Consider the following 25,703-nt stretch of genomic DNA (forward strand, 5'->3'; position numbering starts at 1 on the left):
GCGTGTCGACACAGTCCAAGGGGGAGCTGGTGGACCTGCTCGGCATCGGTTTCGGCCCCTCCAACCTCGCGCTGGCCATCGCGGTGCACGAGCACAACGGGTCCGGGGAGGCGCCGCTGCGCGCCGCCTTCCACGAGCGGCAGCCCCGGTTCGGGTGGCACCGGGACATGCTGATCGACGACAGCACCATGCAGATCTCCTACCTCAAGGACCTGGTGACGCTGCGCAACCCGACCAGCTCCTTCTCCTTCGTGGCCTACCTGCACGAGAAGGGCCGCCTGATCGACTTCATCAACCACCAGGTCATCTACCCGTCGCGGGTGGAGTTCCACGACTACCTGGAGTGGTCGGCGGCGCGGTTCGCCGACCAGGTGGAGTACGGCAGCGAGGTCACCGCGATCCACCCCGTGCTGACCGACGACCGGGTGACCGCGCTGGACGTGCACGCGGTCAGCGAGGACGGCGTCACGGTGCGGCGCGCGCGCAACGTCGTGCTGGCCACGGGCCTGTCGGCGTGCCTGCCCGACGGCGTGGAGCGCGGCGACCGGATCTGGCACAGCGGCGAGCTGCTCGGCCGGGTCGCGGGGCTGGGCGACGCGCGGCCCAAGCGGCTCGCGGTGGTCGGCGCCGGGCAGAGCGCGGCGGAGGTGACCGAGTACCTCCACCGCACGTTCACCGACGCGGAGGTGTACTCGGTCTTCAGCCGGTACGGCTACAGCGCCGCCGACGACAGCCCGTTCGCCAACCGGATCTTCGACCCGGCCGCCGTGGACGAGTTCTTCACCAGCGACACCGACGTCCGGCAGATGCTGCTGGACTACCACGCCGGCACGAACTACGCGGTGGTGGACCGAGATCTGATCAACGAGTTGTACCGCCGCTCGTACCACGAGCGGGTGACGGGCCGCCGGAGGTTGCGGTTCCTCAACGTGTCCCGTCCGCGGCGGGTGACCCCCACCGCGGACGGGGTGCGCCTCGACATCGAGCACCTGCCGACCCGCACGACGACGGCGCTGGACGTGGACTACGTGGTGTTCGCCACCGGCTACCGGCCCTCGCGGCCGGACCGGCTGCTCGACGCCCTGGAGCCGTGGCTGCGCCGCGCCGAGCACGACGAGCTGGTCGTGGGCCGGGACTACCGGGTGCTCACCGACGGCCGCATGTCGGCCGGGGTCTACGTGCAGGGCGCCACGGAGCACCTGCACGGCATCTCGTCGAGCCTGTTGTCCACGTCGTGCGTCCGGGCGGGGGAGATCGCCGAGTCGGTGGTCGAGGCGGTCCGCCGCACGGAGCCGATGGCGACCGGGTCCGTGCCGCGAGGTTCCGGGCAGCCGCGACAAGTCCTGGGGAGCTAGTTGTGACGGAGACGCAGACCACCACCCTCGACCCGACCACGGCGCGGACCCTGACCGGGATCCTGGCCGAGCGGGCCCTCACCTCGCCCGACACCGTGGCCTACGTGCACCACGTGGACGGCGAGGAGCACACCGAGCAGCTGACCTACGGCGAGCTGGAGCGGGACGCCCGCGCGCGGGCGGCGGCGCTGCTGGACCGCGGCCTGGCGGGCGGGCGCGCCGTGCTGGCGCACGACACCGGCCTGGACTTCGTCCGGGACCTGTTCGCCTGCTTCCTCGCCGGGGTCGCCGCGGTGCCGGTCCAGGTGCCCAACCGCAGGCACGGCGTGGTGCGCATGCACCGCATCGCGGTCGACGCGGGCACCACGGTGCTGCTGACGTCGAGCCGCGTGGTCGAGCGGCTGTCCGCCTACGCCGACGTGCCGGAGCTGGCCGAGCTGACCCTGGTGGACTCCGCCGGGCTGCGCGGCACGGCGACCTGGCTGCCCGGTGACGAGGCGGGGCCGGACGACCTGGCGCTGCTCCAGTACACCTCGGGCTCGACCGGCCACCCCAAGGGCGTCGAGGTGACGCACCGCAACTTCTGGCACAACACCGCCGACATCCTCACCCAGTGGCCGATCCCCGAGCACGGCCGCATCGCGTCCTGGCTGCCGCTGTTCCACGACCTGGGGCTGCTGTTCGGCGCGGTGCTGCCGGTGCGCGCGGGCGTGCCGGTGCACCTGATGTCGCCCGGCGCGTTCGTGCGCCGGCCGCTGCGGTGGCTGGAGGTCATCAGCAAGCACCGGGTCACGCACGTCGCGGCGCCGAACTTCGCCTTCCAGATGTGCCTGGACGCGGTGGCGGACCGGGGCGTGCCCGCCGGGCTCGACCTGTCCTCGTGCATCGCGGCGCTCAACGGCGCCGAGCCGGTCCGGTGGAGCACGGTGAGCCGCTTCGTCGAGGTGTTCGCCGCGGCCGGGTTCCCCGCGTCCGCGCCGGCGCCCGCGTACGGGCTCGCCGAGGCCACCCTGCACGTCACCGGCACCCGCCAGGACATGCCGCAGCACGCGATCTCCATCGACGCGGCGCGGGCCGCCGACGGCGTCGCGGTGCCCGTGCCCGCCGGCACCGAGAACTCGCTGCGCGTGGTCAGCTGCGGCACGCCCGTGCCCGGCACGACGGTCCGCATCGTCGACCCGGTCACGCGCACGCCGGTCGGCAGGCGGGGCATCGGCGAGATCTGGGTGCGCGGTCCGGGCGTGGCCCGCGGCTACTGGCAGCGGCCCGCGGAGACCTCGGCGACGTTCCGCGCCACGATCGCGGGCGAGGGCGCGGAGACCCACCTGCGCACCGGCGACCTCGGCTTCCTGCACGACGGCGAGCTGTACGTGTGCGGCAGGCACAAGGACGTGCTGATCCGCAACGGCCGCAACTACTACCCGAACGACCTCGAACTGGCCGCGGAGAGCGCGCACCCGCTCCTGCGCGCCGGCAGCAGCGCCGCGTTCGCCGTCGAGCGCGACGGGCGGGAGCTGTTCGTGCTGGCCGTCGAGGTGGACGGCAGGCTGCTGCGCGCGGTCGACCCGGCCGCGCTGGCCGGGCTGGTCACCGCCGCGGTCGAGCGCGACCTGGCCGTGGTGCTCGACGAGGTCGTGCCGATCCAGCGCGGCACGCTCGCCAAGACCACCAGCGGCAAGGTGCAGCGCAGCGAGATGCGGCGGCAGTACCTGGAGGGCGGCCTGTCCGCGGTGACCCGGGGGTCGGGGTCCTGATGTTCACCAGGGTCGACCACATCGGCATCGCGTGCCGCGACCTCGACCGGACCGTCGAGCACTACCGGTCGGTGTTCGGCTTCGAGGTGTGCCACGAGGAGGTCAACGAGGGCCAGGGCGTGCGCGAGGCGATGCTGCGCGTCAACGGCACCGACGACGGCGGCGCCACGTACCTCCAGCTGCTGGAGCCGATCTCGCCCGACTCGACCGTGGCGCGGTGGATCGAGCGCCACGGCGAGGGCGTGCACCACATCGCCTTCGGCTCACCCGACGTCCACGCGGCGGTGGAGCGACTCCGCGGGCACGGCCCGAGGGTCCTGTTCGACCCGCCGCAGCGCGCGTCGATGGGCTCCACGGCCACCTTCCTGCACCCCAAGGACTGCCACGGCGTGCTGACCGAGGTCGTGACCTCGGCCGACGAGGACAGGAGCAGCGGTGTACGTGCCGACGATCTACCGACCGCCTGAGCCCGGCTGGGTCCTGGACGCCATGCGCGCGAACCCGCTGGCCACGCTGGTCAGCGAGGCGGGCGTGGCGGGCGAGGTGCCGTTCGCCACCCACCTGCTGGCGATCCCGGCGTGGGAGGACGACCCGGCGGACGGCTCCCCGGTGGGCCTCACCGTGCTCTGCCACCTCAACCGGGACAACCCGCACTGGTCGGCGCTGTCCGACGGCGGCCGGGTGCTGCTGGTGTTCACCGGGCCGAGCAGCTACGTGTCGCCGACCGTCTACGACGTCACGCCGGCCGCGCCGACCTGGGACTTCGTCTCGGTGCACGTGCGCGGCGAGGTGCGGCTGATCCAGGACCGCGACGCGACGATGGACGTGGTGCGCCGCGGGGTCGACTTCTGCGAGCGGCACTTCGGCAACGGCTGGCAGGACGCGGGCTCGGTGGAGTACTTCGCCAAGATCCTGCCGGGCGTCGGCGCGTTCGAGCTGGTCGTCGAGGCGGTCGACGGCATGTTCAAGCTCAGCCAGGAGCAGTCGCCCGCGCTGCGGGAACGGGTGCTGGACGCCTTCGAGCAAGGCCCCACGACCCAGCGGCGCGAGCTGGCCCGCCTCATGCGCGGGCTGCCGGAGTCGGGGGAGGGCGTTCGGTGATCGGCAGTGGTGGACGAGTCGTGGCGAGGCGCGCGGTGACGCAGGCCCAGCGCCTCCAGGCCGTGCGGCAGGTGTTGGGCGGTGAGCGGCCCGACGACGTGGCCCTGCGGTACGGGGTCTCGCGGGCCGCGGTGTTCCGCTGGGCCGCCGCCTACCGGCAGGGCGGCGAGGGCGCGCTGTGCGACCGCAAGGCGCCCGGTCGCCGACCGCTGCTGTCACCCGGTCAGCGCCACGAGGTGCGGAACCTGCTGCTGGGCCTGGAGCCGGTCAAGGCGGGCTTCGGCAGGCAGCTGTGGACCAAGGCGATGGTCCGCGAGCTGTGCCGCGACCGGTTCGGCGTCGAGCTGTCGCAGGCGTCCACGACCAGGTTCCTGGTCGGCGCGCGGCTGCTGCCGCCGGCCGACCAGGTGGCGGCGGACGCCGGCGCGCTGCGCGAGGCCGCCCGGTCGGGCTTCGCGCTCGCCTCCTACGCCAACCTGCCGCACCACGACGGCGTGGCGCTGTCGGTGACGTGGACCAACCGGTCGGCGTGGTTCGGCCTGTACCGGGGCGCGTGCCCCGGCGCGTTCTCCGACTTCTGCGTCCGGCTCGTGGAGGACTCGCGGCGGCCGGTGCTGCTGGTCGGCGCGCCGCCGCTGCGCGAGCTGGCCACCACGGCCCGCGAGCTGGACGGCCGGCTGGTGCTGTGGTCGGGAGGTGCCCGGTGACCGCGCGGCCCCGCAACGCGCTCGCCGTGCCCGGCGTGCCGAGCGCCCTGGAGGAACTGGTCCACGGCCGGGTGGCCACCGACGTGCTGTGCCCCTTCCCGGTGCAGGACCCGGTGGACGCCGAGCTGGGCGACAAGGCGCTCAGCGACCTGCGCTCCGTGCTCGACGGCCGCACGCCCGCCGAGGGCGAGCCGGTCGACGACCTGGTGGCGCCGCTGGCCGACGCGGGCCTGCTGCACCCCGGCGCGCCGCAGGCGGCGGGCGGCCGGGACCTGTCGCAGTACAACGTGTTCCGGCTGGTGACCGCGGCGGCCGAGGCGTCCGTGCCCACCGGCCTGCTGCTGGCCATCCACAACGGCATCGGCGCGCCCGCGTACCTGCGGATCGCGCCCGAGGGCCCGCTGCGCGACTTCCTGGTGGAGCGGCTGGCCGCGGGCGCGGTCACCGCGATGGCCGACACCGAGCCCGCCGGCGCGTCCAACCGGGGCCGGACCACCAGGGCCAGCCCCTCCTACGACGGCCGCGGCTACGTGCTGGACGGCCACAAGCTCTACATCGGCAACGGCCCGATCGCCGAGGTGATCGCGGTGACGGCCACCCTGGAGGGCCGCAACCGGATCCTGTTCGTCGACGCGCGCGACGCGGGCACCGAGGTGCTGTCCCGGCTGGAGTTCATGGGCTTCAAGGGCTTCCCCAACGGGGAGCTGGCCTTCGCCGCCGCGCCGGTGCCCGCCGAGCGGCTGCTGCCCGAGGGCGACGACCCGTGGCTGTCCGTGCAGCGGGCCTCCGTGCTGGCCCGCGGCCGCGTGCACGTGGTCGCCGGGCCGTCGCTGGCCGTCGCCCGCGGCTGCCTGCGGTGGGCGACCGAGTACGTGTCGCGGCGGCGCGTGGACGGCGCCGTGCTCACCGACTACGCGCAGGTGCGGGGGATGCTCGCCGAGTGCGCGGCCGACACCTACGCGCTGGAGACCGTGGCGCGCTGGGCGATGCTGGGCGACGCGGCCGACCGCCGGGTCAACCTCGCGCCCGAGCAGGTCGCGGCCAAGGACATCACGTCGATGGCCGCCTGGCGGGTCGCCGAGCGCGCCCTGACGCTGATGGCCGGCGAGGGCTTCGAGACCGCCGCCGGGAAGGCCGGGCGCGGCGCCGTGCCGTCGCCGGTCGAGCGGCTGTTCCGGGACGCCAGGGGCACCCGTATCGCGGGCGGCACGGAGGTGCTGCTGCGGATGCGCCTGGCCGCCAACTTCGCGCTCACCTACTTCGCGCCGGACCTCGGCGCGCCCGACGCGCTGTCCGACGCGCCCGCGGCCGAGCCGCCCGCCGGCCTGTCCGGGCGCAACCGCGCCCACTGGGTGGAGCTGACCGGCCAGGCGCGCGCGTTCGCCGAGGCGTGCCGGGCCGCCGCGGCCGGGCCCAGGTCGGGGCCGACCGCGGACGGGCACGCCCTGTCCCTGCTCGGCGAGCTGGCCGAGGAGCTGGTGACCGCGGCGCTGGTGCTCGCGCGCGCCGCCGGCGAGCCGGAGTCGCAGGACCTCGCCGACGTGTTCTGCGAGGCCACCTGGCACCGCGTCGCCGCGGCCACCCGGCAGCTCCGGTCCCCGTCCGGCGCGGACCACTCCGCGGTCGTGGCGTCGCTGCTGGAGCGGTCGTGGTGACCACCGGGACGACCACCGCGCCGCTGACGCCCGGCCAGGCGCGCCTGTGGCTGGCCGAGCGGCTCACGCCCGGCGAGTACGTGGTGCAGTCCGCGGTCCGGGTGTCCGGCCCGCTCCGCGAGGACGTGCTGCGCGCCTGCGCAGCCCGCCTCGTCGAGCGGCACGAGGCGCTGCGCACCGTGGTCGACGACCGCGGGCCCGAGCCGGTGCAGGTGGTGCTCGACGAGGCGCCCGACGTCCTCTCGGCGGAGGACGCCGACGACGTGGACGCCCGCGTGGCCGAGCTGCGCGCGCGGCCGTTCGACCTGCGGTCCGAGCCGCCGGTGCGGATCACCCTGCTGCGGGTGGGGCCGGAGGACCACGTCCTGGTCTTCACCTACCACCACATCGCGGTGGACGGCTGGTCGCTCGCGGTGCTGGTGAGCGAGCTGACCGAGCTGTACCCGGCGCTGGCGGAGGGGCGGTCGCCGGACCTGCCGCCCGCGCCGCGCTTCACCGACCACGCCCTGCGGGCCAGGCCGGAGCCGACGGCCGCGCTGGACCACTGGCGCGCCGCGCTGGAGGGCGTGCCGGAGCTGAGCGGCCCCCGACCGGACCTGCCGCCGCCCGCGCGGCGCGGCGGGCTCGCCCACGCGCGGCGCGTCGAGCTGCCCGCCGAGGTGTGCGCCGCGGTCACCGGCGTCGCCAGGGACGCCCGCGCCACGCCGTTCCAGGTGCTGCTGGGCTGCTTCGCGGCCGTGCTGACCGGCGCGGACGAGCGGCCCGCGGCGGAGACCGTGGTCGGCGTCCCGGTCGCCGGCCGCCTGGACCCCGCCGACCACCGCCTGGTCGGGTTCCTGGTCAACCTGGTGCCGGTGCGCATCGCCTGCCCGCCCGCGACCACGCTGCGGGAGCTGACCGACCGGGTGCGGCGGACCGTCCTGGACGCGGCCGACCACGCCGACGCCCCGTTCGACCGCATCGCCGCGGCGGGCGGCCTGCCGCCGACGCCGCGCCGGGCGCGGCTGGCGCAGTCCGTGTTCGACCTGCACCCGCCCGCCGAGCCGCCCCGGTTCCCCGGCGCGCGCACCGCGTGGCACCCCGTGCCGCCGACCCGCACGAGGTACGAGGTGGAGCTGCACCTGGACTTCACCAGGTCCGGTGCGACCGGCCACCTGCTGACCTCCGCAGACCTGTTCACCGCCGACAGCGCGGAGTTCTTCCGCGACTCCTTCGAGGAGACCGCCCGCCGCTGGGCCGAGGACCCGGGCGCCGCGCTGCGAACCATCCGTGAGGTGCTGGCATGAACCCGACCGACATCGCCGCCGAGGTCACCGCGCTGTGGGAGCAGGCGCTGGGGGTCGACGGCATCGCCGAGGACGAGAACTTCGTCGACCTGGGCGGTGACTCGATCACCGCGACCAGGATCGCGGCGGGCATCCGGGACCGGCTCGGCCTGACCGTCGGCCTCCGCGTCATCTTCGACCACCCCACCGTCGGCGAGCTGGCCGAGGAGCTGGCGACCAGGCTGGCGCCCGTCGCGCCCGGCCACCTCGGGCTGTGGGGCGGTGACAGCGACGCCGAGTGGCTGCCGCTCGCCCTGCGCCGCACCGCCCACGAGCGCCGGGACGACCTGGCGCTCGTCGGCGACGGGCCGGCGCTGACCTACGCCCAGCTGTACGCCTGGGCGCACCGCACCGCCGAGGTGCTGCGGGAGCGCGGCGTGCGGCCGGGCGACCGGGTCGCGGTGGCCTACCCGCGCGGCACCCGGGCCGTGGTGGCGCTGCTGGGCGTGCTGCTGGCCGAGGCGACCTACCTGCCGCTGGACCCGGAGTACCCGGTCAAGCGGCTGGAGCACATGGTCGAGGACGCGGCGCCCGCGCTGCTGCTGACCGACCGGGACGTGGTGCGGCACCCGGTGACCGCGACCGTCCCGGACGCGCCGGACGCCACCGGTTTCGACCCGGCGACCGACGTGCGGTGGCCCGAGGAGCACGTGCCCGAGCGCGCCGTCTACCTGATCTACACCTCCGGCTCGACGGGCTGGCCCAAGGGCGTCGAGGTGTCCTACCACTGCATCGACGCCATGGCGCGGTGGCAGGCCGACCACTCGGTCGCACCCGACCTGCGCACCGCCCAGTTCGCGCCGCTGAACTTCGACGTCCAGTTCCAGGAGGTGCTGGGCACGCTGGTGGGCGGCGGCACGATCGCGGTCGTGCCCGAGCGGTTGCGCCGCGAGCCGGGCGAGCTGCTGGAGTGGCTGGCCGAGCACGGCGTCCAGCGGGTGTTCCTGCCGAACCTGGCGCTCCAGATGCTGACCATCGCGGCCACCGACGAGCTGCTGGCCAGGCTGCGGCTGGTCGAGGTGAACACGGCGGGCGAGCAGCTGGTGTGCACGCCCCGGATCCGCGAGTTCTTCGAGCGCCTGCCCGGGTGCCGGCTCAACAACCACTACGGCCAGAGCGAGTCGGCCATGGTCACCGCGCACGTCCTCACCGGACCGCCCGCGGACTGGCCCGCGCTGCCCCCGATCGGGACGCCGCTGCCCGGCTGCGAGGCGCTGGTGCTGCCCGACGACCCGGACGTGCCGACCGTGGGCGAGCTGCTGGTCGCCGGCCGGCCGATGTCGGCGGGCTACCTGGGGCAGCCGGAGCTGACCGCGCGCCGCTACGTCGACGTCCCGCGCACCGCGCACGGCCACACCAGGGCGTTCCGCACCGGTGACAAGGTCGAGCTGGTCGACGGCGTGCTGCGCTTCCTGACCCGCAACGACGACGAGGTGAAGCTGCGCGGCATCCGGGTGGACCCCCTGGAGGTGGACGCGCACCTGCTCGCCGAGCCGGGCGTGGACGGCGCGTCGACCGTGGTGGTGGAGAGCGCGTCCGGGCACCGCACGCTGCGCTCGGCGGTCGTGCTCGCCGACGGCGCGACCGAGTGGGACACCGACGCGGTGACCGGGCGGCTGCGCGAGGTGCTGCCCGAGGTGGCGGTGCCGGTCTCGATCACCGTGCTCGACGCGTTCCCGCGCACGCCCAGCGGGAAGGTCGACAAGGTGGCGCTGGCCGGTCTGCTCGCCGAGGCCGTGCGCGCCCGCAGGCAGCGCGCCGCGGTGCGGTCGTGACCGCGGTCGGGGAGCGGGTGCTCGCACGCCCGGTCAGCGCCGCGCAGTCGGCGCTGTGGGCCGAGCAGGAGTACGACCCGGGCATCAGCAGCAGCGGCTACTTCGCCGTCGCGATCACGGGCCCGCTCGGACCCGGCCGGCTGCGCCGCGCGGCGCTGGCCGTGCTGCACCGGCACGAGCCGCTGCGGTCCGTGCTGCGCATCGTGGACGGCGAGCTGCGGCAGGTGGTGCGCGACGCCGCGGACGCCCTGTCCTACGACGAGGTGGGCGCGCCGTGCGCGGCGGGCGCGGAGCGGGAGGCCGCCGCGGCGTTCATGGCGGCCGGCGAGAACCGCAGGCGGTGGGACCTGGCCGCCGAGGGGCCGGTGAGGTTCCACGAGCTGGCGCACGCGCCGGACCGGCGGACCGTCGTGTTCTCGGTCCACCACGCGGGTTTCGACGGCCGCAGCAAGTTCGTGGTGGCCGCCGACTTCGCCCGCGCGCTCACCGACCCGGACGGGCTCGGCCGGCCGCTGGACGCCGCCCACCCGGCCGACGCCGACGACGAGGTGTGCGCCGAGGCGGCCGGGTTCTGGTCGCGGGCGCTGCCCGGGGTGACGAGCCCGCTGCTGGTGCAGGGCGGGCGCGAGCCCGGCCGGACGGGGGTGCGGTCGACCGCGACCACGCCGCTGGCCGAGCGGGACGTGGCGGCGCTGCGCGAGCTGGCGGCGCGGTCGTCGGTGTCGACCTTCACCGCGCTGCTGGCCGCGCTGGCGCGCCAGCTCGCCTGGTACGGCAACGACGCGGCGGTCCTGGCGGTGGCCGCGGACGTCAGCGACGAGACCACGCGGGGCACCGCGGGCGTCCAGGTCAACGTCGTGCCGCTGGTGCTGCCGTGCGCCGCCGACCGGGCGCCCGAGGTCGCGCTGGCCGAGGCGGACGAGGCCCTGGCGCGGATGCGCCGGTTCCGCCGCGTGCCGTTCCGGCGGCTGCTGGCCGAGGTGCCGGACAAGGCCGCGCGCAGGCTGATGACCCAGTTCGGGCTGTCCTTCCCGCGCCCGCCGCGGGGGCTGCGGCTCGACGTGCCCGGCCTGGAGCTGAGCTGGGACTTCTTCACCGCGAACACGTCGGCGACGTTCGACAAGACGCTCCAGGTGCGGGCGGACTGGCCGCGCGGCCTGGTGCGGCTGGACTACCGGCCGCAGACGATGGACGCGGCGGGCGCGGAGGCGTTCGCGGCGCACTTCCACGAGGCGGTGCGCTCGCTGGCGCGCTCGTCGGGGGCACCGGTGGCGCGCGGCGTCCCCTCGGCCCCGGCCGAGGAGGGCCCGGCCGCGGTCCCCTACGTCGTCGAGGAGGCGCTGGACCCGCTGGACCCGCCGGTGCTGCGGCCCGTGTCGGGGCGCGCGCTGGCCGTGCTCGGCCCGGACGGCGGGCCCGCGCACGTCGGCGTGCCCGGCGCCCTGTTCGCGTCCGACCCCGCCGACGGGTCCTGGGTGGACACCGGCGAGGAGGCCAGGGTGCGCCCGGACGGCGCGGTCGAGCACCTGGGGTCGAGGTCCGCGAGGTGGTTGCGGCACAACGGCTTCATCGACACGCCGCTGGTGGCTCGCGTGCTGCGGGCGCACCCCGGTGTGCGCGGCGCGCGGGTCGAGCTGCGCACCGCCGGCAACCGCGGCCCCGCGGCCGTCGCCGTGGTGGAGCCCGCCGACCCGGCCCGCCCGCCCGGGGTCGCGGAGCTGCGGACCCACCTGCGCGAGCACCTGGACGGGTTCGACCTGCCCGGCCGGATCGTCGTCACGACCACGCCCTGACGTCCCTGACAGGCCTTGACCAGGAGGAGGAACCATGGACCCGCTCGCCGAGGCCGCACTGGCAGGCGCAGGACCCGATGAGCTGAGCCGGATCCCGGTGCCCGAGGAGTACCCGGCGGTGCACCTGAGGGTCGAGGACGTCGACATGTTCGGCGGTCAGACGCAGGACGAGCGCGACGTGCGCAAGTCCCTGCACCTGGGCCGGGTGCCGATGCCCGAGCTGGCGCCCGACGAGGTGCTCATCGCGGTCATGTCCAGCGCGATGAACTACAACACCGTGTGGTCGGCGATGTTCCTGCCCATCCCCACGTTCACGTTCCTGCGCCACTTCGGCAAGCAGGGCGGCTGGGCCGCGCGGCACGACCAGCCGCACCACGTCCTCGGCTCGGACGCGGCGGGCGTCGTCGTGCGGGTCGGCTCGGGCGTGCGGCGCTGGAAGGTCGGCGACCACGTCGTGGTGTCGGCGTCCTACGTGGACGACCAGGACCCGGCCACGCACAGCGACGGGATGCTCGACGCCGACCAGCGCGCGTGGGGCTTCGAGACGAACTTCGGCTCGCTGGCGCACTACGCGGTGGCCCGCGCGAACCAGGTGCTGCCCAAGCCCGCCCACCTGACGTGGGAGGAGGCCGCGTCGAACCTGCTGTGCGGCGGCACCGCCTACCGGATGCTGGTCAGCCACCGCGGCGCGCAGATCAAGCAGGGCGACATCGTGCTGATCTGGGGCGCGACCGGCGGCCTGGGCGCGTACGCGGCGCAGCTGGTGCGCAACGGCGGCGGCATCCCGGTCGGCATCGTCGGCGACGAGTCCAAGGTCGAGCCGGCCCGCGCCCTGGGCTGCGAGGTCGTGTTCAACCGGCAGGAGATCGGGCTCGGCGGCTCGGCCGACCCGGTGGAGGCGGGCAAGCGGCTCGGCCGGGCGATCCGGGGCGCGGTGGGCGAGGACCCGCACGTGGTGTTCGAGCACGTCGGGCGCGCCACGTTCGGCATCTCGGTGTTCGTCGTCCGCCGCGGCGGCATTGTGGTGACCTGCGGTTCGAGCACCGGCTACCGGCACGAGTACGACAACCGTTACCTGTGGATGAAGCTCAAGCGCGTCATCGGCAGCCACGGCGCGAACCTCCAGGAGATGGCCGAGTTCAACCGGCTGGTCGCGCTGGGCCGGGTGCAGTCGGCGCTCAACGAGGTGTTCACGCTGGAGGAGAGCGCGGAGGCGGCCCGCCTGGTGCAGACCAACCGCCACGTCGGCAAGATCGCGGTGCTGGGGCTCGCCCCGCACTCCGGTCTCGGCGTCACCGACCCGGAGCTGCGGGCGCGGATCGGGGAGACCGCGGTCGCCCCGCTGCGAGCCGTCGCGACCGCGCGGGGCTGACCCGTCATGATGCCCGTGCCGCCGCGCCTAACGGCGCAACCACATCCCCGCGCCGGAGTCGTGCGGGCTGATCTTCACGGTCGGGGCCGGGCGGTTCGCCCAGTCCGCCGCGAGGATCTCCTTGAGGGCGGCGCGGCGGCGCTCGGCATCCATCCGGTCGATGAACAGCACGCCGTCGAGGTGGTCGGTCTCGTGCTGGAGGCAGCGCGCCATGTAGCCGGAGCCGACGATCTGGAGCGGGTCGCCGTGCGCGGTGTACCCCTTGGCGACGACGTTGAGCCGGCGCTTGGTGTCGAAGTACAGGCCGGGCATGGACAGGCAGCCCTCGGGGCCGTCCTGCTCCTCCTCGTCGGGGAAGCTGAGGGTCGGGTTGACCAGGTGGCCCTTGGTCCCCTCGACGTTGTAGACGAACACGCGCCTGCTGATGCCCAGCTGCGGCGCTGCCAGCCCGGCGCCGCGCTGGTCGTCCAGCGTGTCGTGCAGGTCGCGGATGAGGCGACGCAGTTCCTTGTCGAAGTCGGTGACCTGGGCGGCCGGCTGGATCAGCGCGGGGTCGCCGAACAGGCGCACGGGCAGCACTGTCATGGCGTCGAGGGTAGGGCTGTTGACGCTGAGTTTGCAAACTCCTACTGTTTGCAAAGTGGACGAGTCGAGGCGGGACGAGCACCCGGTGCGCGAGGCACTGCTGGAGCTGTTGCGCACGCGCGCCGAGTTGACCTCGGCGCAGGCCGCGCGCGAACTGGGCGGCAACACCGGGCTCTACTCGTTCCACCTCCGCAAGCTGGCCGAACAGGGCCTGGTCGAGGACGTCCCGGGTGTGACCGGGCGGGCCAGGCCGTGGCGGCTGGCGCGCGGTGCGGGACGGGGGGACCGCAAGGCTCCCCGACCTCGGCCGGCCGCCGAACGCCCGGCGCACCCCGACCTCCGCGGGCTCAACCGCGCGCTGGAGGACGAGAGCTACCAGCGCTGGTTGGACCGGCGCGACCGGGTGCCCGCGCACTGGCGGCAGGACGAGGCGTTCAGCCAGGTCGTCTACCTCACCCCGGAGGAGATGGCCGCGCTGGGCGACGCGGTCCGGTCGCTGATCGCCCTGTTCCGCCACCGGGAGGACGACCCCGAGGCACGTCCGGCCGGCTCCGCGCCGGTCGCGGTCGTGGCGCGGCTCTTCCCGATGCTCGACCCGGGGTCCGCCGAGGAAGCCGGTCCCCAGCACGACTGATCCACTCCCGGCGGCCTGCTCGGGTCCGACCGGGCGGGTCGCCCCCGTCCGTTCGACCCCTGCTACCCGATGAGGGAGTCCGAGTCATGTCTACCCCCGCGGCCCCGGTTGTGGGCACGCGCCGGCGCATCGCCCTGTTCACGGTGTTCGCCACGTCCCTGATCGCGATGCTCGACCTGACCATCAGCGCGGTCGCCTTACCGGTCATCCGCACCGATCTGTCGGCATCGCTGACCAGCCTCCAGTGGATGTTCGACGCCTACACCCTGGCGTTCGCCGGACTGGTGCTGACCGGCGGCGCGGTCAGCGACCGCCTCGGGCACCGCACCGGCCTGCTGGCCAGCACCACGCTGTTCATCGTCGGCTCCGCGGTCTGCGGCCTCGCCGACAGCGCGGGCGTGCTCATCGCCGGCCGCGCCCTCCAGGGCGTCGGCGCCGCCATGCTGGTGCCCGCCGCCATGGCGCTGATCTCGCTGCTCGCCGGCAGTGACGCCGCGCGAGCCAAGCTCCTGGGCATCTGGAGCGCGCTCAGCGGCGCGGCCATCGCCTTCGGCCCGGTGGCCGGCGGCTGGCTCGTCGCCACCTTCGACTGGCGCATCCTGTTCCAGATCAACGTCCCCCTCGGCATCGCCGCGATCGTGCTGGTCGTGTTCACCGTGGACACCATCGCGCCGGGCGCGGGCCGGAAGCTGGACTTCCCCGGTCTGCTGCTGGGCTCGCTGGCCGCGCTCGCGCTGGCCTACGGCATCATCGAGGGCGTCGTCGTCGGCTTCACCTCGCCGGTCATCCTCGCCTCGTTCGCGGTCGCCGTGCTGGCGTTCATCGCGTTCATCGCGGTGGAGCGCCGCAGCGAGAACGCGATGATGCCGCTGTCGCTGTTCTCGATCAAGCCGTTCACCGCGTCCACGATCGTCGCGTTCGTGCTCGGCTTCGGCCTGTCCTCGTCGTTCTTCTTCCTGTCGCAGCTGCTCCAGCAGGCCTTCGGGTACAGCCCGTTCAAGGCCGGCCTCGGGTTCCTGCCCGCCGCCGTCATGCTGGTGCTCGCCGCACCGATCGCGGGCAAGCTCATGGCCAAGTACGGCGCGGCGCAGATCGTGGCCGCGGGCCTGGCCATCGGCGGCGTCGGCCTGGCCGCGCTGTGGTTCACCGACGCGGACACCGGATACGGCGGCATCTGGTGGGCCGTCGCGCTGATCGGCATCGGCTGGGGCATGACCCTGCCGCCGGTCAACACGGTGGCGCTGGGCGTCGTGCCGCCGGAGCGGGCGGGCACCGCGTCCGGCACGGTCGAGACCGGCCTCCAGTTCGGCACCGTGGTGGGCATCGCCGCCATCGGCGCCGCCCAGGTCTCCACCTTCCTCGGCGACCTGCGGGAGCGGCTCGCCGCGCAGCCGCTGGGCGACGAGCTGGGCCGCGTCACCGAGCAGCTCTCCGAGGGCCGCGTGCCCGAGGACGCACCGGTCGCCGCGGACGTGCTGACCGAGATCGCCCGCGCGGCCTCGGCGAGCGGCCTGAACGTCGCGTTCCTCGTCGCCGGCCTGGTGACGATCGCGGCGATCGCACCGACCCTGTGGGGCATGCCCCGCAAGGCCTTCGGGGACCCCGCCGCCGCGCCCGCGGCCGGCGAGCCGACCACCGAGGCGGTCGAGCCCGACGCCTCGGCGCCACGTCAAACCTGATTTCGAGCACTGGGGGGCACATGGCAGCACAGCCGGTCGTCACCGCGTTCTGGCGGCAGGCGTCCGACCACCCGCGGCGGGTCGCGGTCCGGGAGGGCGGAGTCGAGGTCACCTACGGCGAGCTGGCGGCGCGGGCGGGTCGGTTCGCCGGCCTGCTCCGCCGCCGCGGCACGGGACCCGAGGACGTCGTCGCGGTCCGCCTGCCGCGGGGCGCGGACCAGGTCGCCGCGGTGCTGGGCATCGCCCTCGCGGGCGCGGCCTACCTGCCGATGGACCCGGCGCACCCGCACGGCCGCGCCGCGGCCGTGCTGCGGCTCGCCGGGCCCGACATCCCCCTGGTCACCTCGCCCGCCGAGGCGGAGCGGTGGCGCGCGGACGGGGTCGAGGTGCTCGACCCCGCCGCGGCCGACGAGCCGTTCGACGGGCCGGGCGAGCACCCGCCGGACCGGTTGGCGTACGTCATCTACACCTCCGGTTCCACGGGCGAGCCCAAGGGCGTGATGATCGACCACCACGCCCTCGCCGTGTTCGCCGGCTCCCAGGTCGGGACGCACGACCTGGGGCCCGGCGACCGGGTCGCCATGGTGGCGTCCCCGGGCTTCGACGCCGCGGTGTTCGAGACCTGGCCCGCGCTGACCGCGGGCGCGACGATCACGGTCGCGGACACCCCGACCGTGCTCACCCCCGGGCTGCTGCGCGACTGGATGGTCGCGGAGCGGGTCAAGACCCTGTTCCTCACCACGGCCATCGGCACGCCGCTGCTCGGCACGACCTGGCCCGAGGACGGGGCGCTGCGCACCCTCATGGTGGGCGGCGAGCGCCTGACCGCGCGGCCGGCGCCCGGCCTGCCGTTCGAGGTGCTCAACATGTACGGACCGACCGAGGCCACCGTGTTCACCACCGCCGGCCTGGTGCGCCCGGACGGCGACGGCCTGCCGTCGATCGGCGGGCCCGTGGCGGGGGCCAGGCTGCGCGTCCTCGACGCGGACCGCCGACCGGCGACCCCCGGCGAGGTCGGGGAGCTGCACATCGGCGGGCCGGGCGTGGCGCGCGGGTACTTCCGCCGGCCGGACCTCACCGCCGAGCGGTTCACCGCGGACGAGGACGGCGTGCGGTGGTACCGCACCGGCGACCTCGTGCGGCTGCGGCCGGACGGCGAGCACGACTTCGTCGGCCGCACCGACGACCAGGTCAAGATCCGCGGCAACCGGATCGAGCCGGACGAGCTGCGCGCGGTCGTGGAAACCCACCCGGACGTCGTCGCCGCGCACGTGTCGGTGCGCCACCGCGAGACGCCCGACGCCCACCTGGTCGCCTACGTGGTGACCGGGTCGGGCGGCGACGCGCCCGCCGACCTGGCGGCCCACCTCAAGGAGCGGCTGCCCGCGTTCATGCTGCCCCGGCACGTGGTCGCGCTGCCCGCGCTGCCGCTGACGGCCAACGGCAAGGTCGACCGCGCGGCGCTGCCGGAACCCGCCGCGCCGGCCGTGGCGGCCCCCGCGGCGGCCACCGGCGGGCTGGACGAGGTGGAGGCCGCCGTCGTGGGCGTGTGGCGCCGGGTGCTGTCCCTGGACGCGATCGGCCGCGACGACAGCTTCTTCGACCTCGGCGGCCACTCGCTGCTGCTGGCCGACGTGCACCGTCGGCTGACCGGCGAGCTGGGGTACGCGGTGGAGCTGGTGGAGCTGTTCGAGCACCACACCGTGCGCGGCCTGGCCGACCGGCTGCGCCGCGGCGCGGACGGCGGGGCGGGCGAGGAGCGTGCCGAGCCCGTCGAGCTGGCCTCGGCGTCGTTCCGCAGCAGCGGCCGGGACCGGCTGCGCAGGCTGCGGGCGCAGAGGCGGGGAACCACGAACGCGGAAGGGGCACAGCGGTGAGCGCCGCACACGAGACCGGCCACGACGACGCGGGTCACGACGACACCGGCTTCGACGCCCGGGGTTCCGGCGCCGGGGGGTTGGACGCCGAGGGGTTCGGCACCGAGGGGTTCGACGACGCCGGCTACCAGATCGCGGTGATCGGCATGGCGGGCCGCTTCCCCGGCGCGCCGGACGTCGACGCGCTGTGGCGCAACGTGCTCGCCGGCGTCGACTCGGTCACCAGGACCGTGGACGAGGAGGGCCGGACCGGCGGGTACGGCGTGCTGGAGGAAGCGGAGGGCTTCGACGCCGGGTTCTTCGGCTTCACCCCGCGCGAAGCCCTGATCACCGACCCGCAGCACCGCGTGTTCCTGGAGGTCGCGCACCACGCGCTGGAGGACGCGGGCTGCGACCCGGCCGCTCACGGCGGCGCGATCGGCCTGTTCGCGGGCGGCGGCACCACCGGCTACCTGGCGGCCCTGCACGCGGCCCGCGCCGACCTGCCCATGGTCGACGCCTGGCAGCTGCGCATGGCGACCGCGCCCGACTTCCTCACCACCCGCGTGGCGCACAAGCTCGGGCTGCGCGGCCCGGTGTGCACGGTGCAGAGCGCCTGCTCCACGTCGCTGGTGGCCATCCACATGGCCGCGCAGGCGCTGCTGGCGGGCGACTGCGACATCGCCCTGGCGGGCGGCGCCACCGTGCACGTGCCGCCTCCCGCCGGCACTTACGTCGAGGGCGGCATCCTCGCCGCGGACGGGCACACCAGGGCGTTCGACGCCGGCGCCACCGGCACCGTCGGCGGCAGCGCCGCGGCGCTGGTCGTGCTCAAGCCGCTGGCCGACGCGCTGGCCGACGGCGACCGCGTGCACGCCGTGCTGCGCGGCACCGGCGTGGCCAACGACGGCGGCGACAAGATCGGCTTCACCGCGCCGGGCGTCGCGGGCCAGGTCCGGGCGATCCGGGCCGCGCTCGACTCCGCCGAGGTCGACGCGGGCTCGGTGGGGTACGTCGAGGCGCACGGCACCGGCACCCCGCTCGGCGACCCGATCGAGGTGCTGGCGCTGACCAGGGCGTTCCGCGCCGACACCGACCGCACCGGGTTCTGCGGGCTGGGTTCGCTGAAGACCAACATCGGGCACACCGACGCGGCGGCCGGCGTGGCGAGCTTCATCAAGGCGGTGCTGGCGGTGCGCGACGGCGTGCTGCCGCCGAGCCTGCACTTCACCACGCCCAACCCGCAGATCGACTTCGCCTCGTCGCCGTTCGCGGTGCAGGCCGCGGCCGGGCCGTGGCCCGCGGGCGGTCCGCGCCGGGCCGGCGTCAACGCCCTGGGCATCGGCGGCACGAACGCGCACGCGGTGGTCGAGCAGCCGCCCGCGGTCGCCGCGCCGCCCGCGCCGTCGCGGCCGGGCCACCTCGTGGTGCTGTCCGCGCGCACGCCCGCCGCGCTGGACGAGCTGGCCCGCAGCACCGCGGACCGGCTCGACGCGGCCGAGGCGGCCGGCGAGGACCTGGCCGACGTGGCGTGGACCTCGCAGGCGGGCCGGCGGGCGCTGCCGCACCGCCGGTTCGTCGTCGCGGAGTCGGCCGCCGAGGCGGCGCGCGTGCTGCGCTCGGGCGAGCACGACCGCGTGGTGCCGGCCACCGCGAAGGCGGAGGACAAGCCCGTCGTGTTCACCTTCCCGGGCCAGGGCGGGCAGCACGTCGGCATGGCCGCCCAGCTGCACCACCACGAGCCCGCGTTCCGGGAGGCCTTCGACGAGTGCGCCCGGCACAGCGGCCTCGACCTCGCCTCGGTCCTGCGGCCCGACCCGGCCGGGCGGGACGCGGCGGTCGCCTCGCTGGAGACCATCAGGTTCGGCCAGCCCGCGGTCTTCGCGGTCGAGTACGCGCTGGCCAAGCTGTGGGAGAGCTGGGGCGTGCGGCCGGCCCGGGTCGTCGGGCACAGCCTCGGCGCGTTCGCCGCGGCGTGCGTGGCCGGGGTGATGGCGGTCGACGAGGCCGCCGCGCTGGTCGCCGAGCGCGGCCGGCTGCTCCAGGGCCTGCCCGAGGGGCGCATGGCGGCCGTGCGGCTGCCGGAGGAGCAGGTCCGGGAGCTGCTGCCCGCCGGGCTCGACGTCGGCGCGGTCAACGGTCCCGACCAGTGCACCGTGACCGGGCCCGCCGAGCTGGTCGAGCGGTTCGCCGAGCAGTTGCGGGAGCGGGAGTTCGACGCCAGGGTGCTGCGCATCGCGACCGCCGGGCACTCGTCGCTGGTCGACCCGATCACCGACCGGTTCCGCGAGCTGGTGGCGGGCGTGCGGCTGTCTCCGCCGACCACGCCGATCGTGTCCGACTCCACCGGCCGGCCGCTGACCGACGCCGAGGCGTGCGACCCGGACTACTGGACCGCGCACCTGCGCCGACCGGTCCGGTTCGGCGACGCGCTGGAGGTGCTGCTGTCCGACCGGGACTCGGTGCTGCTGGAGGTCGGTCCGGGCACCACGCTCACCGCCCTGGCCCGCAGGCACCCCGCCTGGTCGGCGCGGCACGTGGCGGTGAACTCGTTGCCGCACGCGGCCGAGGGCACGCCCGACCGGCTCAGCGTGCTGACCGCCGCCGGACGGCTGTGGTCGGCCGGCGTCGCGGTGGACTTCCCGAGCCTGCACGACGCGCCGCGCCGCCGCGCCGCCCTGCCGCTCTACCCGTTCGAGCGCACGGCGTTCCTGGTCGAGCCGGCGCGGGTCCGCGCCGACGAGCCCGCCGCGCGCGTCCGGGTCGGGCCGGCCGAGGCCGCCGCGCCGACGACCGCGCCCGCCGCGACGGCGACCGCCGCCGACGAGGACCCGGTGCGGGGCGAGGTGGTGGCCGCGTTCCGCGACCTGCTCGGCCTGCCCGAGGTCGACCCCCACGACGGCTTCTTCGACCTGGGCGGCGACTCGCTGCTGGCCACCCAGCTGGCGAAGTGGCTGCGCGAGAGGTTCGAGGTCCCCGTGTCGGCCAAGGAGGTCTTCACCGCGCCGACCCCGACCCAGCTCGCCGCGCTGCTGCGCGGCCGGATGACCGCGGACAGCACCGCGGGAGGGAACTCATGACTCCGAAGTGGACGGTGCGCCGGCTGGCCAGGCCCGACGCGGCGCTGCGGCTCTACGCGTTCCCGCACAGCGGCGGCTCACCGGGCGAGTTCGTCCGGTGGGCCGACGCGCTGCCCGACGTCGAGGTGTTCGGGGTGCAGCTGCCCGGCCACGGCTCGCGCATCGCCGAGGAACCGCTGACCTCCATGGCGGAGGTGGTGTCCGCGGTCGTCGACAACGTGGCCTTCGAACCGCCGTTCGCGTTCTTCGGGCACAGCCTGGGCGCGCTGGTCGCGCACGAGGTGGCGCTGGAGCTGCGGGAGCGGGGCAGGCCCCGGCCCGAGCTGCTGGTCGTGTCGGCGATCCCCGCGGCGCACCTGGGCCCGCGCCGCGCGCCGGTGCACCACCTGCCCGACGACGAGCTGATCTCGTTCATCGACGGGTCCTACGGCGGCGGGATGGCGAACGTGGCGGGCGACCCGGAGCTGCTGGCGATGGTGCTGCCCGCCTACCGGGCCGACTTCAAGGTCTACGAGACCTACCGCTACGCGCCCCGGCCGCCGCTGGACGTGCCGCTGCACGTGTTCGGCGGTCGGGACGACGACATCACCGAGGACCGCCTCGCGGAGTGGGAGCGGCACACCACCGCGGGGTTCGGGCTGACCGTGCTGCCGGGCGGCCACTTCTACCTGCGGGACGCGCCCGGCCGCGAGGAGGTGCTGTCGTTCCTGCGGTCGAGCGCGTCCCGAGTCGCTACGCCGTGACGCGCCGGCGGTCGCCGGAGAAGGTCTCGCGCACCCAGTCCACGATGGCGTCGACGGGCGTGCCCGGGGTGAACACCTCGGCCACGCCCGCCGCGCGCAGCACGGGGATGTCCTCCTCCGGGATGATGCCGCCGCCGAACACCACGACGTCCGACGCGCCCTCCCGCGCGAGCAGCTCGACCACGCGCGGGAACAGGACCATGTGGGCGCCGGACAGGACCGAGAGCCCGATCCCGTCGGCGTCCTCCTGCACCGCCGTGCGCACGATCTGCTCGGCGGTGACGTGCAGGCCGGTGTAGATGACCTCGACACCGGCGTCCCGCAACGCCCGCGCCACCACCTTCGCCCCCCGGTCGTGCCCGTCCAGACCGGGCTTGCCGATGACCACACGTATCATGAAGATCCCCGTTCCCGTTGACGCGCAACGTTTTCAGGCTACCCGACACCGGCCGCGAGAACACCGCGTCTTGCTCGCCAGAGGAGATGCGCACATGGCCGATCGCCCGATCACCTCGTGGACCGTCCGAGAGCTGGCCGACGCGGTGGCGTCGACCGCGCTGTCGCCCGTCGAGCTGGCCGAGGCGTTCCTGGAGCGCGCCGAGCGGTCCGAGCCCGTCGTGCGCGCGTTCGCCCACCTCGACCCCGAACTCGTGCGGCGGCAGGCGAAGCAGGCCGCCGACGAGGTGGCGGCCGGTCGGTGGCGCGGCCCGCTGCACGGCGTGCCGATCGGCGTGAAGGACATCGTCGACACCGCCGACATGCCGACCAGGTACGGCTCGCCGGTGTGGCCCGACGTCCACCCGGCGCACGACGCGGCGGTGGTGCGCCGGGTGCGCGAGGCGGGCGCGGTGGTGTTCGGCAAGAACACCACCCAGGAGTTCGCGGTGGGCATCACGTGCGCGCCGACCGCCAACCCGTGGGACCCGGGCCGCGTGGCCGGCGGGTCCAGCGGCGGTTCGGCGGCGGCCGTGGCGGCGCGCGAGTGCGCCGCGTCGGTCGGTTCGGACACCGGCGGCTCGATCCGCATCCCGGCGGCGTTCTGCGGCGTGGTCGGCCTGCGCCCGACCGGCGACCAGGTGCCGCACGACGGCGTGTGGCCCGCGTCGCCGACCCTGGACCGGGTGGGCCCGATCGCGCGGAACGCCGACGACACCGAGCTGCTGTTCCGCTGCCTGGCGGGCTTGCCGTCCACTTCGGACTTCCGCGCCCTCGACCTGGCGGGCGTGCGGATCGGCGTGCTGGCGGACTGGCTGGCCGAGTCCGACGACGACGTGCGCGAGGTCGTGGCCGAGGCGATCGGCCTGCTCGAACGAGCGGGCGCGCGGCTGGTGGAGGTGACCGCGCCCGCGATGGACCTGGTCGGCCTCGCCTACGGCGGCGTGGCGCTGCGCGAGGTGGCGGAGCGCCACCGCGAGAACGCCGCCCGCGGCCTGCTGGACCACAACCCGGCCATCCTCGGCGCGGTCGCCGCGGGCAACGGCCTCGACCAGCGGACGCTCGTGGCGGCGCGGAACGCGGTGGAGGAGATCGGCCGCGCCTGGGACGCGCTGTTCACCGGGCACGGGCTGCGGCTGCTGCTCTCGCCGACCGTGCCGTTCACCGCGTGCGCGCCGGCCGACCTGCCGCCGCTGGAGATGAGGGCGGGCAGCCTGACCATCCCGCTGAGCCTGTCCGGCCTGCCGGCGGTGAGCCAGCCGGCCGGTTTCGCGAACGGCCTGCCGGTGGGCGTCCAGTGGATCGGCCCGCGCGGCTCGGACCTGGACCTGCTCGCGGCGGCCCGCGCGTACGAGGAGCTGACCGACTGGCACACCGCGGAACCCCCGGTGCGCTGACGGCGGGCGGCGCCGGAGCCGGCGGTGGCCGGCGCGAACAGCGCTGCGGCGGGGCGGCTTCGTCGCCGCCCCGCCGCAGTGGTCCGGTGGAGCCCGGTCAGCTCACCGTGATGTTGGAGTTGCCGCTGCTCTGGTAGCCCTCGGTCGCCATGATCATGTAGTAGCGGAAGCCGCCCAGCTGCATCCCGGCGCGCGACCACGCGTCGAAGTGGTTGCCGCTGGTGATGGTGCCGCCGGTCTTCTTCTGCTGCCGGACGCTCCAGAACTGCGGGAACGTCTTGGTGCCCTCCACGGACGGGGCGTTGTACCGCATCGTGTGGTAGATGTCGTACGTGCCGCCGTCGCTGGAGACCGTGCCCCGGTGCGTGCCGGTCGGCCGCCAGCTGCCCCAGCTGTCCACGATGTAGTACTCGACGAGCGGGTTCGAGGTCCAGCCGTAGAGGCACAGGTAGGCGTTGCCGGACGGGTTGAAGCTGCCCGAGTAGCGCACGGTCCGGCGGCTGCCGGTGCTCCAGCCCTTGCCCGCGACGAAGTTGCCGGTGTTGCGCCAGGAGGTGCTGTACTGGCCGCCGTTGCCCATGGTCATGGACACGGTGTTCGGGGCGTCGGTCCAGAACGAGAAGTAGTAACCGCTGTGGGTGCCGGTCGAGTTCTGCGTGACGGTCTGGGCCTGGGCGGTGCCCGGCAGCACCAGTCCGGTCGTGGCCAAGGCAAGGGCGCCGGCACCACCCACGAACAACCTGCGGCTGATCTGCGGGGTGGGTTCGTCGTCCACGTGCATGCTTCCTCCTCGTTGAGGCTGGCGGCGGACCAGGTGGCGTGATAGACCTTGGTGACCGGCCGGGTCTCGCCCGACCCGCTTCGTCGCGGTGATCGCGGTCCATCAATGCGCAAAGCATCGAACCGACTCCGCAGGGTTGTCAACAGTTTCCGCAAGTTTGCGAAACACCCTCCCCGCGCGGCATTTCCCATGAAATACCGGTTCCGCTCTTTTCTCCTTTCGCGCGCCCCGGTATTTCCGCCCGAAGGGGTGCGGGGCGTTCGTCGAGCGCCCGGCGGGCTGCCGTCACGGGCGCAGCGGTGGCGCGATCGCCGCCAGGTCCAGGCCCCTGGCCCGCTCGACGAGGTCCGGCCAGCGCTCCAGCAGCAGCCGGTGCGCGGCGTAGTCCTCGTCGGCCTCCCGCACGTAGCGGTCGGCGTGCGCGGCCAGGTGCTCGCCGACCCGCGCGTACCGCTCGTCGAACGGGATCAGGACCTCCTCCGCCAGCGCCCTGATCCGGGCCGCCCGGGGCGCGTGGTCGGAGCCGGGCAGCGCGCCGACCGCCCGGACCAGCGCCGCCCGCGCACTCGCCGGAACCGGCTCCGCCGCCCCGGCCCGGCCGACCGCGCCCGGTTCGAACAGCGGCCCGTAGGAGGTGAAGTAGTCCGCGAACCGGGCCACGCCCTCCCAGTAGAGCAGCTTCTGCCCCGGGTCGAAGCGCCCCGAGTGGTACTCGTGGAACACCGCCCGGGTGTGGTGCAGCGCCGGCACGCCCAGCGCCAGCGCCACGTCGAAGCCGAAGTAGTCCACGGCCAGGCTGTTTCGGGCGGGCACGTTCGGCAGCAGCTCGTGGATCCCGGTGACCGCCACGTTGCCGCAGTCCGGGTTGGCGCCCCCGTTCGGCGCGAGGAGCAGCGTGCGCGCGTCCCGCGCGTCGTGCGCCTGCTCGGCCGGGAACACCTCGTCCACCAACGCCGGCACGCCGTCCGGGTCGAACCCCAGGATCTCGTAGAGCCGGTGGACGATGCGGTAGGACCGGCGCGCGAAGTCCTTGACGTCGAGGTTCCACTCGCCGGAGTAGTTGCCGCCGACGACGTGGATCCGCCGGTCGAGGACGGCGGCGTCCACGTCGTCCGGCTCGTCGACACCACCGGCCGCGCGGACCTCGCCGACCCGCCGGCCGAGGTGCGACAGCTCGACCTCGATCGGGTGCCTGCCGGCGGCCTCGGGCACCTCCTCGCCCAGCGGCCGGGTGTCGGAGTCGCGCCGGTGCAGCGCGTCCGCGCCGAACGAGGCGGTCATCAGGAACAGCTTGTTCATCGCGGTGCCGTAATCGCGCCGCGGCGACAGGAAGGGGTCCCGGACGGCGGCCGGCTCGCCGCCGAGGAGCCGCCCGAAGTAGTCCCGCTGGAGCTCCGCGGTGAGGTGGTGGACGGGCTGGTCCGGGTTGGCGCGCGCCAACCGGGCGAGCGCTGCCGCGTTGGCCCGCGCGTGCGGGCCCTGGTCCGTTTCGGACACCACCAGCGGGATCGCCCTGCCGAACAGCTCGCGGGCGAAGTCCAGCTCCGCCAGGTAGCCGGTCGCCGCCCGGGAGCAGTCCCGGTTGGTGGGGATGAAGAAGACCGACGACCGGATCGCGGGCTCGGGGAACGCGTTCACGGTCCGAGTCTGCGACCGGGCCGCCCGCCGCACCACCG

General features: G+C 75.0%; 20 protein-coding genes. 16 read left to right on the top strand and 4 right to left on the bottom strand.

Annotated features, from left to right (window positions below):
* Positions 1-2: 2 nt before the first annotated feature.
* Genes ABD223_RS17510 through ccrA form a run of 10 tightly spaced genes read left to right on the top strand, consistent with a single transcriptional unit; the run spans position 3 to position 12,837 of the window.
* On the top strand, positions 3-1,355 hold the full coding sequence (locus tag ABD223_RS17510; RefSeq protein ID WP_344037323.1) for a lysine N(6)-hydroxylase/L-ornithine N(5)-oxygenase family protein: 1,353 nt from the start codon (positions 3-5) through the stop codon (positions 1,353-1,355).
* A gap of 2 nt (positions 1,356-1,357) precedes the next feature.
* Positions 1,358-3,109, top strand: coding sequence for a fatty acyl-AMP ligase (locus ABD223_RS17515; RefSeq protein ID WP_344037324.1), 1,752 nt, complete (start codon positions 1,358-1,360; stop codon positions 3,107-3,109).
* On the top strand, positions 3,109-3,576 hold the full coding sequence (mce, locus tag ABD223_RS17520; RefSeq protein ID WP_344037325.1) for a methylmalonyl-CoA epimerase: 468 nt from the start codon (positions 3,109-3,111) through the stop codon (positions 3,574-3,576). The genes ABD223_RS17515 and mce overlap by 1 nt, the downstream gene beginning before the upstream one ends.
* Positions 3,545-4,210 carry an FMN-binding negative transcriptional regulator gene (locus ABD223_RS17525; protein WP_344037326.1) on the top strand — a complete coding sequence of 222 codons (666 nt, stop codon included), beginning with the start codon at positions 3,545-3,547 and terminating at the stop codon, positions 4,208-4,210. The genes mce and ABD223_RS17525 overlap by 32 nt, the downstream gene beginning before the upstream one ends.
* A gap of 20 nt (positions 4,211-4,230) precedes the next feature.
* A complete protein-coding gene (locus ABD223_RS17530; protein ID WP_344037327.1) occupies positions 4,231-4,917 on the top strand; it encodes a helix-turn-helix domain-containing protein in 687 nt (228 codons plus the stop codon).
* On the top strand, positions 4,914-6,572 hold the full coding sequence (locus tag ABD223_RS17535; protein WP_344037328.1) for an acyl-CoA dehydrogenase family protein: 1,659 nt from the start codon (positions 4,914-4,916) through the stop codon (positions 6,570-6,572). Before ABD223_RS17530 ends, ABD223_RS17535 begins: the two co-directional genes overlap by 4 nt.
* Complete coding sequence (locus ABD223_RS17540; protein ID WP_344037329.1) at positions 6,569-7,858, top strand: condensation domain-containing protein; 1,290 nt, start codon at positions 6,569-6,571, stop codon at positions 7,856-7,858. The genes ABD223_RS17535 and ABD223_RS17540 overlap by 4 nt, the downstream gene beginning before the upstream one ends.
* On the top strand, positions 7,855-9,672 hold the full coding sequence (locus ABD223_RS17545) for an AMP-binding protein (RefSeq protein ID WP_344037330.1): 1,818 nt from the start codon (positions 7,855-7,857) through the stop codon (positions 9,670-9,672). Before ABD223_RS17540 ends, ABD223_RS17545 begins: the two co-directional genes overlap by 4 nt.
* Positions 9,669-11,465, top strand: a complete 1,797-nt coding sequence (locus ABD223_RS17550) for a condensation domain-containing protein (RefSeq protein WP_344037331.1) — start codon at positions 9,669-9,671, stop codon at positions 11,463-11,465. The genes ABD223_RS17545 and ABD223_RS17550 overlap by 4 nt, the downstream gene beginning before the upstream one ends.
* 34 nt (positions 11,466-11,499) lie before the next feature.
* Positions 11,500-12,837 (top strand): crotonyl-CoA carboxylase/reductase, encoded by a 1,338-nt coding sequence (gene ccrA, locus ABD223_RS17555; RefSeq protein WP_344037332.1) that lies wholly within the window; start codon positions 11,500-11,502, stop codon positions 12,835-12,837.
* A gap of 27 nt (positions 12,838-12,864) precedes the next feature.
* Here the strand turns inward: ccrA and def are convergent, their stop codons facing one another.
* Complete coding sequence (gene def / locus ABD223_RS17560; protein ID WP_344037333.1) at positions 12,865-13,422, bottom strand: peptide deformylase; 558 nt, start codon at positions 13,420-13,422, stop codon at positions 12,865-12,867.
* A gap of 55 nt (positions 13,423-13,477) precedes the next feature.
* On the opposite strand from def, the gene ABD223_RS17565 reads away from it, so the two are divergent.
* The 5 genes from ABD223_RS17565 (at position 13,478) to ABD223_RS17585 (ending at position 21,414) form a co-directional block, all read left to right on the top strand.
* Positions 13,478-14,056, top strand: coding sequence for a helix-turn-helix domain-containing protein (locus ABD223_RS17565; RefSeq protein ID WP_344037334.1), 579 nt, complete (start codon positions 13,478-13,480; stop codon positions 14,054-14,056).
* 86 nt (positions 14,057-14,142) lie between these two features.
* Positions 14,143-15,735, top strand: coding sequence for an MFS transporter (locus ABD223_RS17570; protein ID WP_344037335.1), 1,593 nt, complete (start codon positions 14,143-14,145; stop codon positions 15,733-15,735).
* 20 nt (positions 15,736-15,755) lie between these two features.
* Positions 15,756-17,612: a non-ribosomal peptide synthetase gene (locus tag ABD223_RS17575; RefSeq protein WP_344037336.1), complete on the top strand. Its 1,857-nt coding sequence runs from the start codon at positions 15,756-15,758 to the stop codon at positions 17,610-17,612.
* Positions 17,609-20,671, top strand: coding sequence for a type I polyketide synthase (locus ABD223_RS17580; RefSeq protein ID WP_344037337.1), 3,063 nt, complete (start codon positions 17,609-17,611; stop codon positions 20,669-20,671). The genes ABD223_RS17575 and ABD223_RS17580 overlap by 4 nt, the downstream gene beginning before the upstream one ends.
* A complete protein-coding gene (locus tag ABD223_RS17585) occupies positions 20,668-21,414 on the top strand; it encodes a thioesterase II family protein (protein WP_344037338.1) in 747 nt (248 codons plus the stop codon). The genes ABD223_RS17580 and ABD223_RS17585 overlap by 4 nt, the downstream gene beginning before the upstream one ends.
* On the opposite strand, the gene ABD223_RS17590 is transcribed toward ABD223_RS17585, so the two are convergent.
* Positions 21,404-21,811, bottom strand: coding sequence for a cobalamin B12-binding domain-containing protein (locus tag ABD223_RS17590; RefSeq protein ID WP_344037339.1), 408 nt, complete (start codon positions 21,809-21,811; stop codon positions 21,404-21,406). The genes ABD223_RS17585 and ABD223_RS17590 overlap by 11 nt on opposite strands.
* A 94-nt stretch (positions 21,812-21,905) precedes the next feature.
* Between ABD223_RS17590 and ABD223_RS17595 the strand changes: the two genes are divergently transcribed.
* A complete protein-coding gene (locus tag ABD223_RS17595; protein ID WP_344037340.1) occupies positions 21,906-23,246 on the top strand; it encodes an amidase in 1,341 nt (446 codons plus the stop codon).
* 97 nt (positions 23,247-23,343) lie between these two features.
* Here ABD223_RS17595 and ABD223_RS17600 read toward each other — a convergent pair whose 3' ends face one another.
* Together ABD223_RS17600 and ABD223_RS17605 are read right to left on the bottom strand one after the other, a co-directional pair.
* A complete protein-coding gene (locus ABD223_RS17600) occupies positions 23,344-24,027 on the bottom strand; it encodes a glycoside hydrolase family 11 protein (RefSeq protein WP_344037341.1) in 684 nt (227 codons plus the stop codon).
* A gap of 285 nt (positions 24,028-24,312) precedes the next feature.
* Positions 24,313-25,665 (bottom strand): DUF6271 family protein, encoded by a 1,353-nt coding sequence (locus tag ABD223_RS17605; RefSeq protein WP_344037342.1) that lies wholly within the window; start codon positions 25,663-25,665, stop codon positions 24,313-24,315.
* Positions 25,666-25,703 lie beyond the last annotated feature (38 nt).

Source organism: Saccharothrix xinjiangensis (genome assembly GCF_039527585.1).
Taxonomy (GTDB): domain Bacteria; phylum Actinomycetota; class Actinomycetes; order Mycobacteriales; family Pseudonocardiaceae; genus Actinosynnema; species Actinosynnema xinjiangensis.

Excerpts from the sequence above, each read along its gene's own strand:
- mce (WP_344037325.1), top strand. The coding sequence starts at position 3,109 with ATGTTCACCAGGGTCGACCACATCGGCATCGCGTGCCGCGACCTCGAC.
- ABD223_RS17545 (WP_344037330.1), top strand. The coding sequence starts at position 7,855 with ATGAACCCGACCGACATCGCCGCCGAGGTCACCGCGCTGTGGGAGCAG.
- ccrA (WP_344037332.1), top strand. The coding sequence starts at position 11,500 with ATGGACCCGCTCGCCGAGGCCGCACTGGCAGGCGCAGGACCCGATGAG.
- def (WP_344037333.1), bottom strand. The coding sequence starts at position 13,422 with ATGACAGTGCTGCCCGTGCGCCTGTTCGGCGACCCCGCGCTGATCCAG.
- ABD223_RS17570 (WP_344037335.1), top strand. The coding sequence starts at position 14,143 with ATGTCTACCCCCGCGGCCCCGGTTGTGGGCACGCGCCGGCGCATCGCC.
- ABD223_RS17575 (WP_344037336.1), top strand. The coding sequence starts at position 15,756 with ATGGCAGCACAGCCGGTCGTCACCGCGTTCTGGCGGCAGGCGTCCGAC.
- ABD223_RS17585 (WP_344037338.1), top strand. The coding sequence starts at position 20,668 with ATGACTCCGAAGTGGACGGTGCGCCGGCTGGCCAGGCCCGACGCGGCG.
- ABD223_RS17590 (WP_344037339.1), bottom strand. The coding sequence starts at position 21,811 with ATGATACGTGTGGTCATCGGCAAGCCCGGTCTGGACGGGCACGACCGG.
- ABD223_RS17595 (WP_344037340.1), top strand. The coding sequence starts at position 21,906 with ATGGCCGATCGCCCGATCACCTCGTGGACCGTCCGAGAGCTGGCCGAC.
- ABD223_RS17600 (WP_344037341.1), bottom strand. The coding sequence starts at position 24,027 with ATGCACGTGGACGACGAACCCACCCCGCAGATCAGCCGCAGGTTGTTC.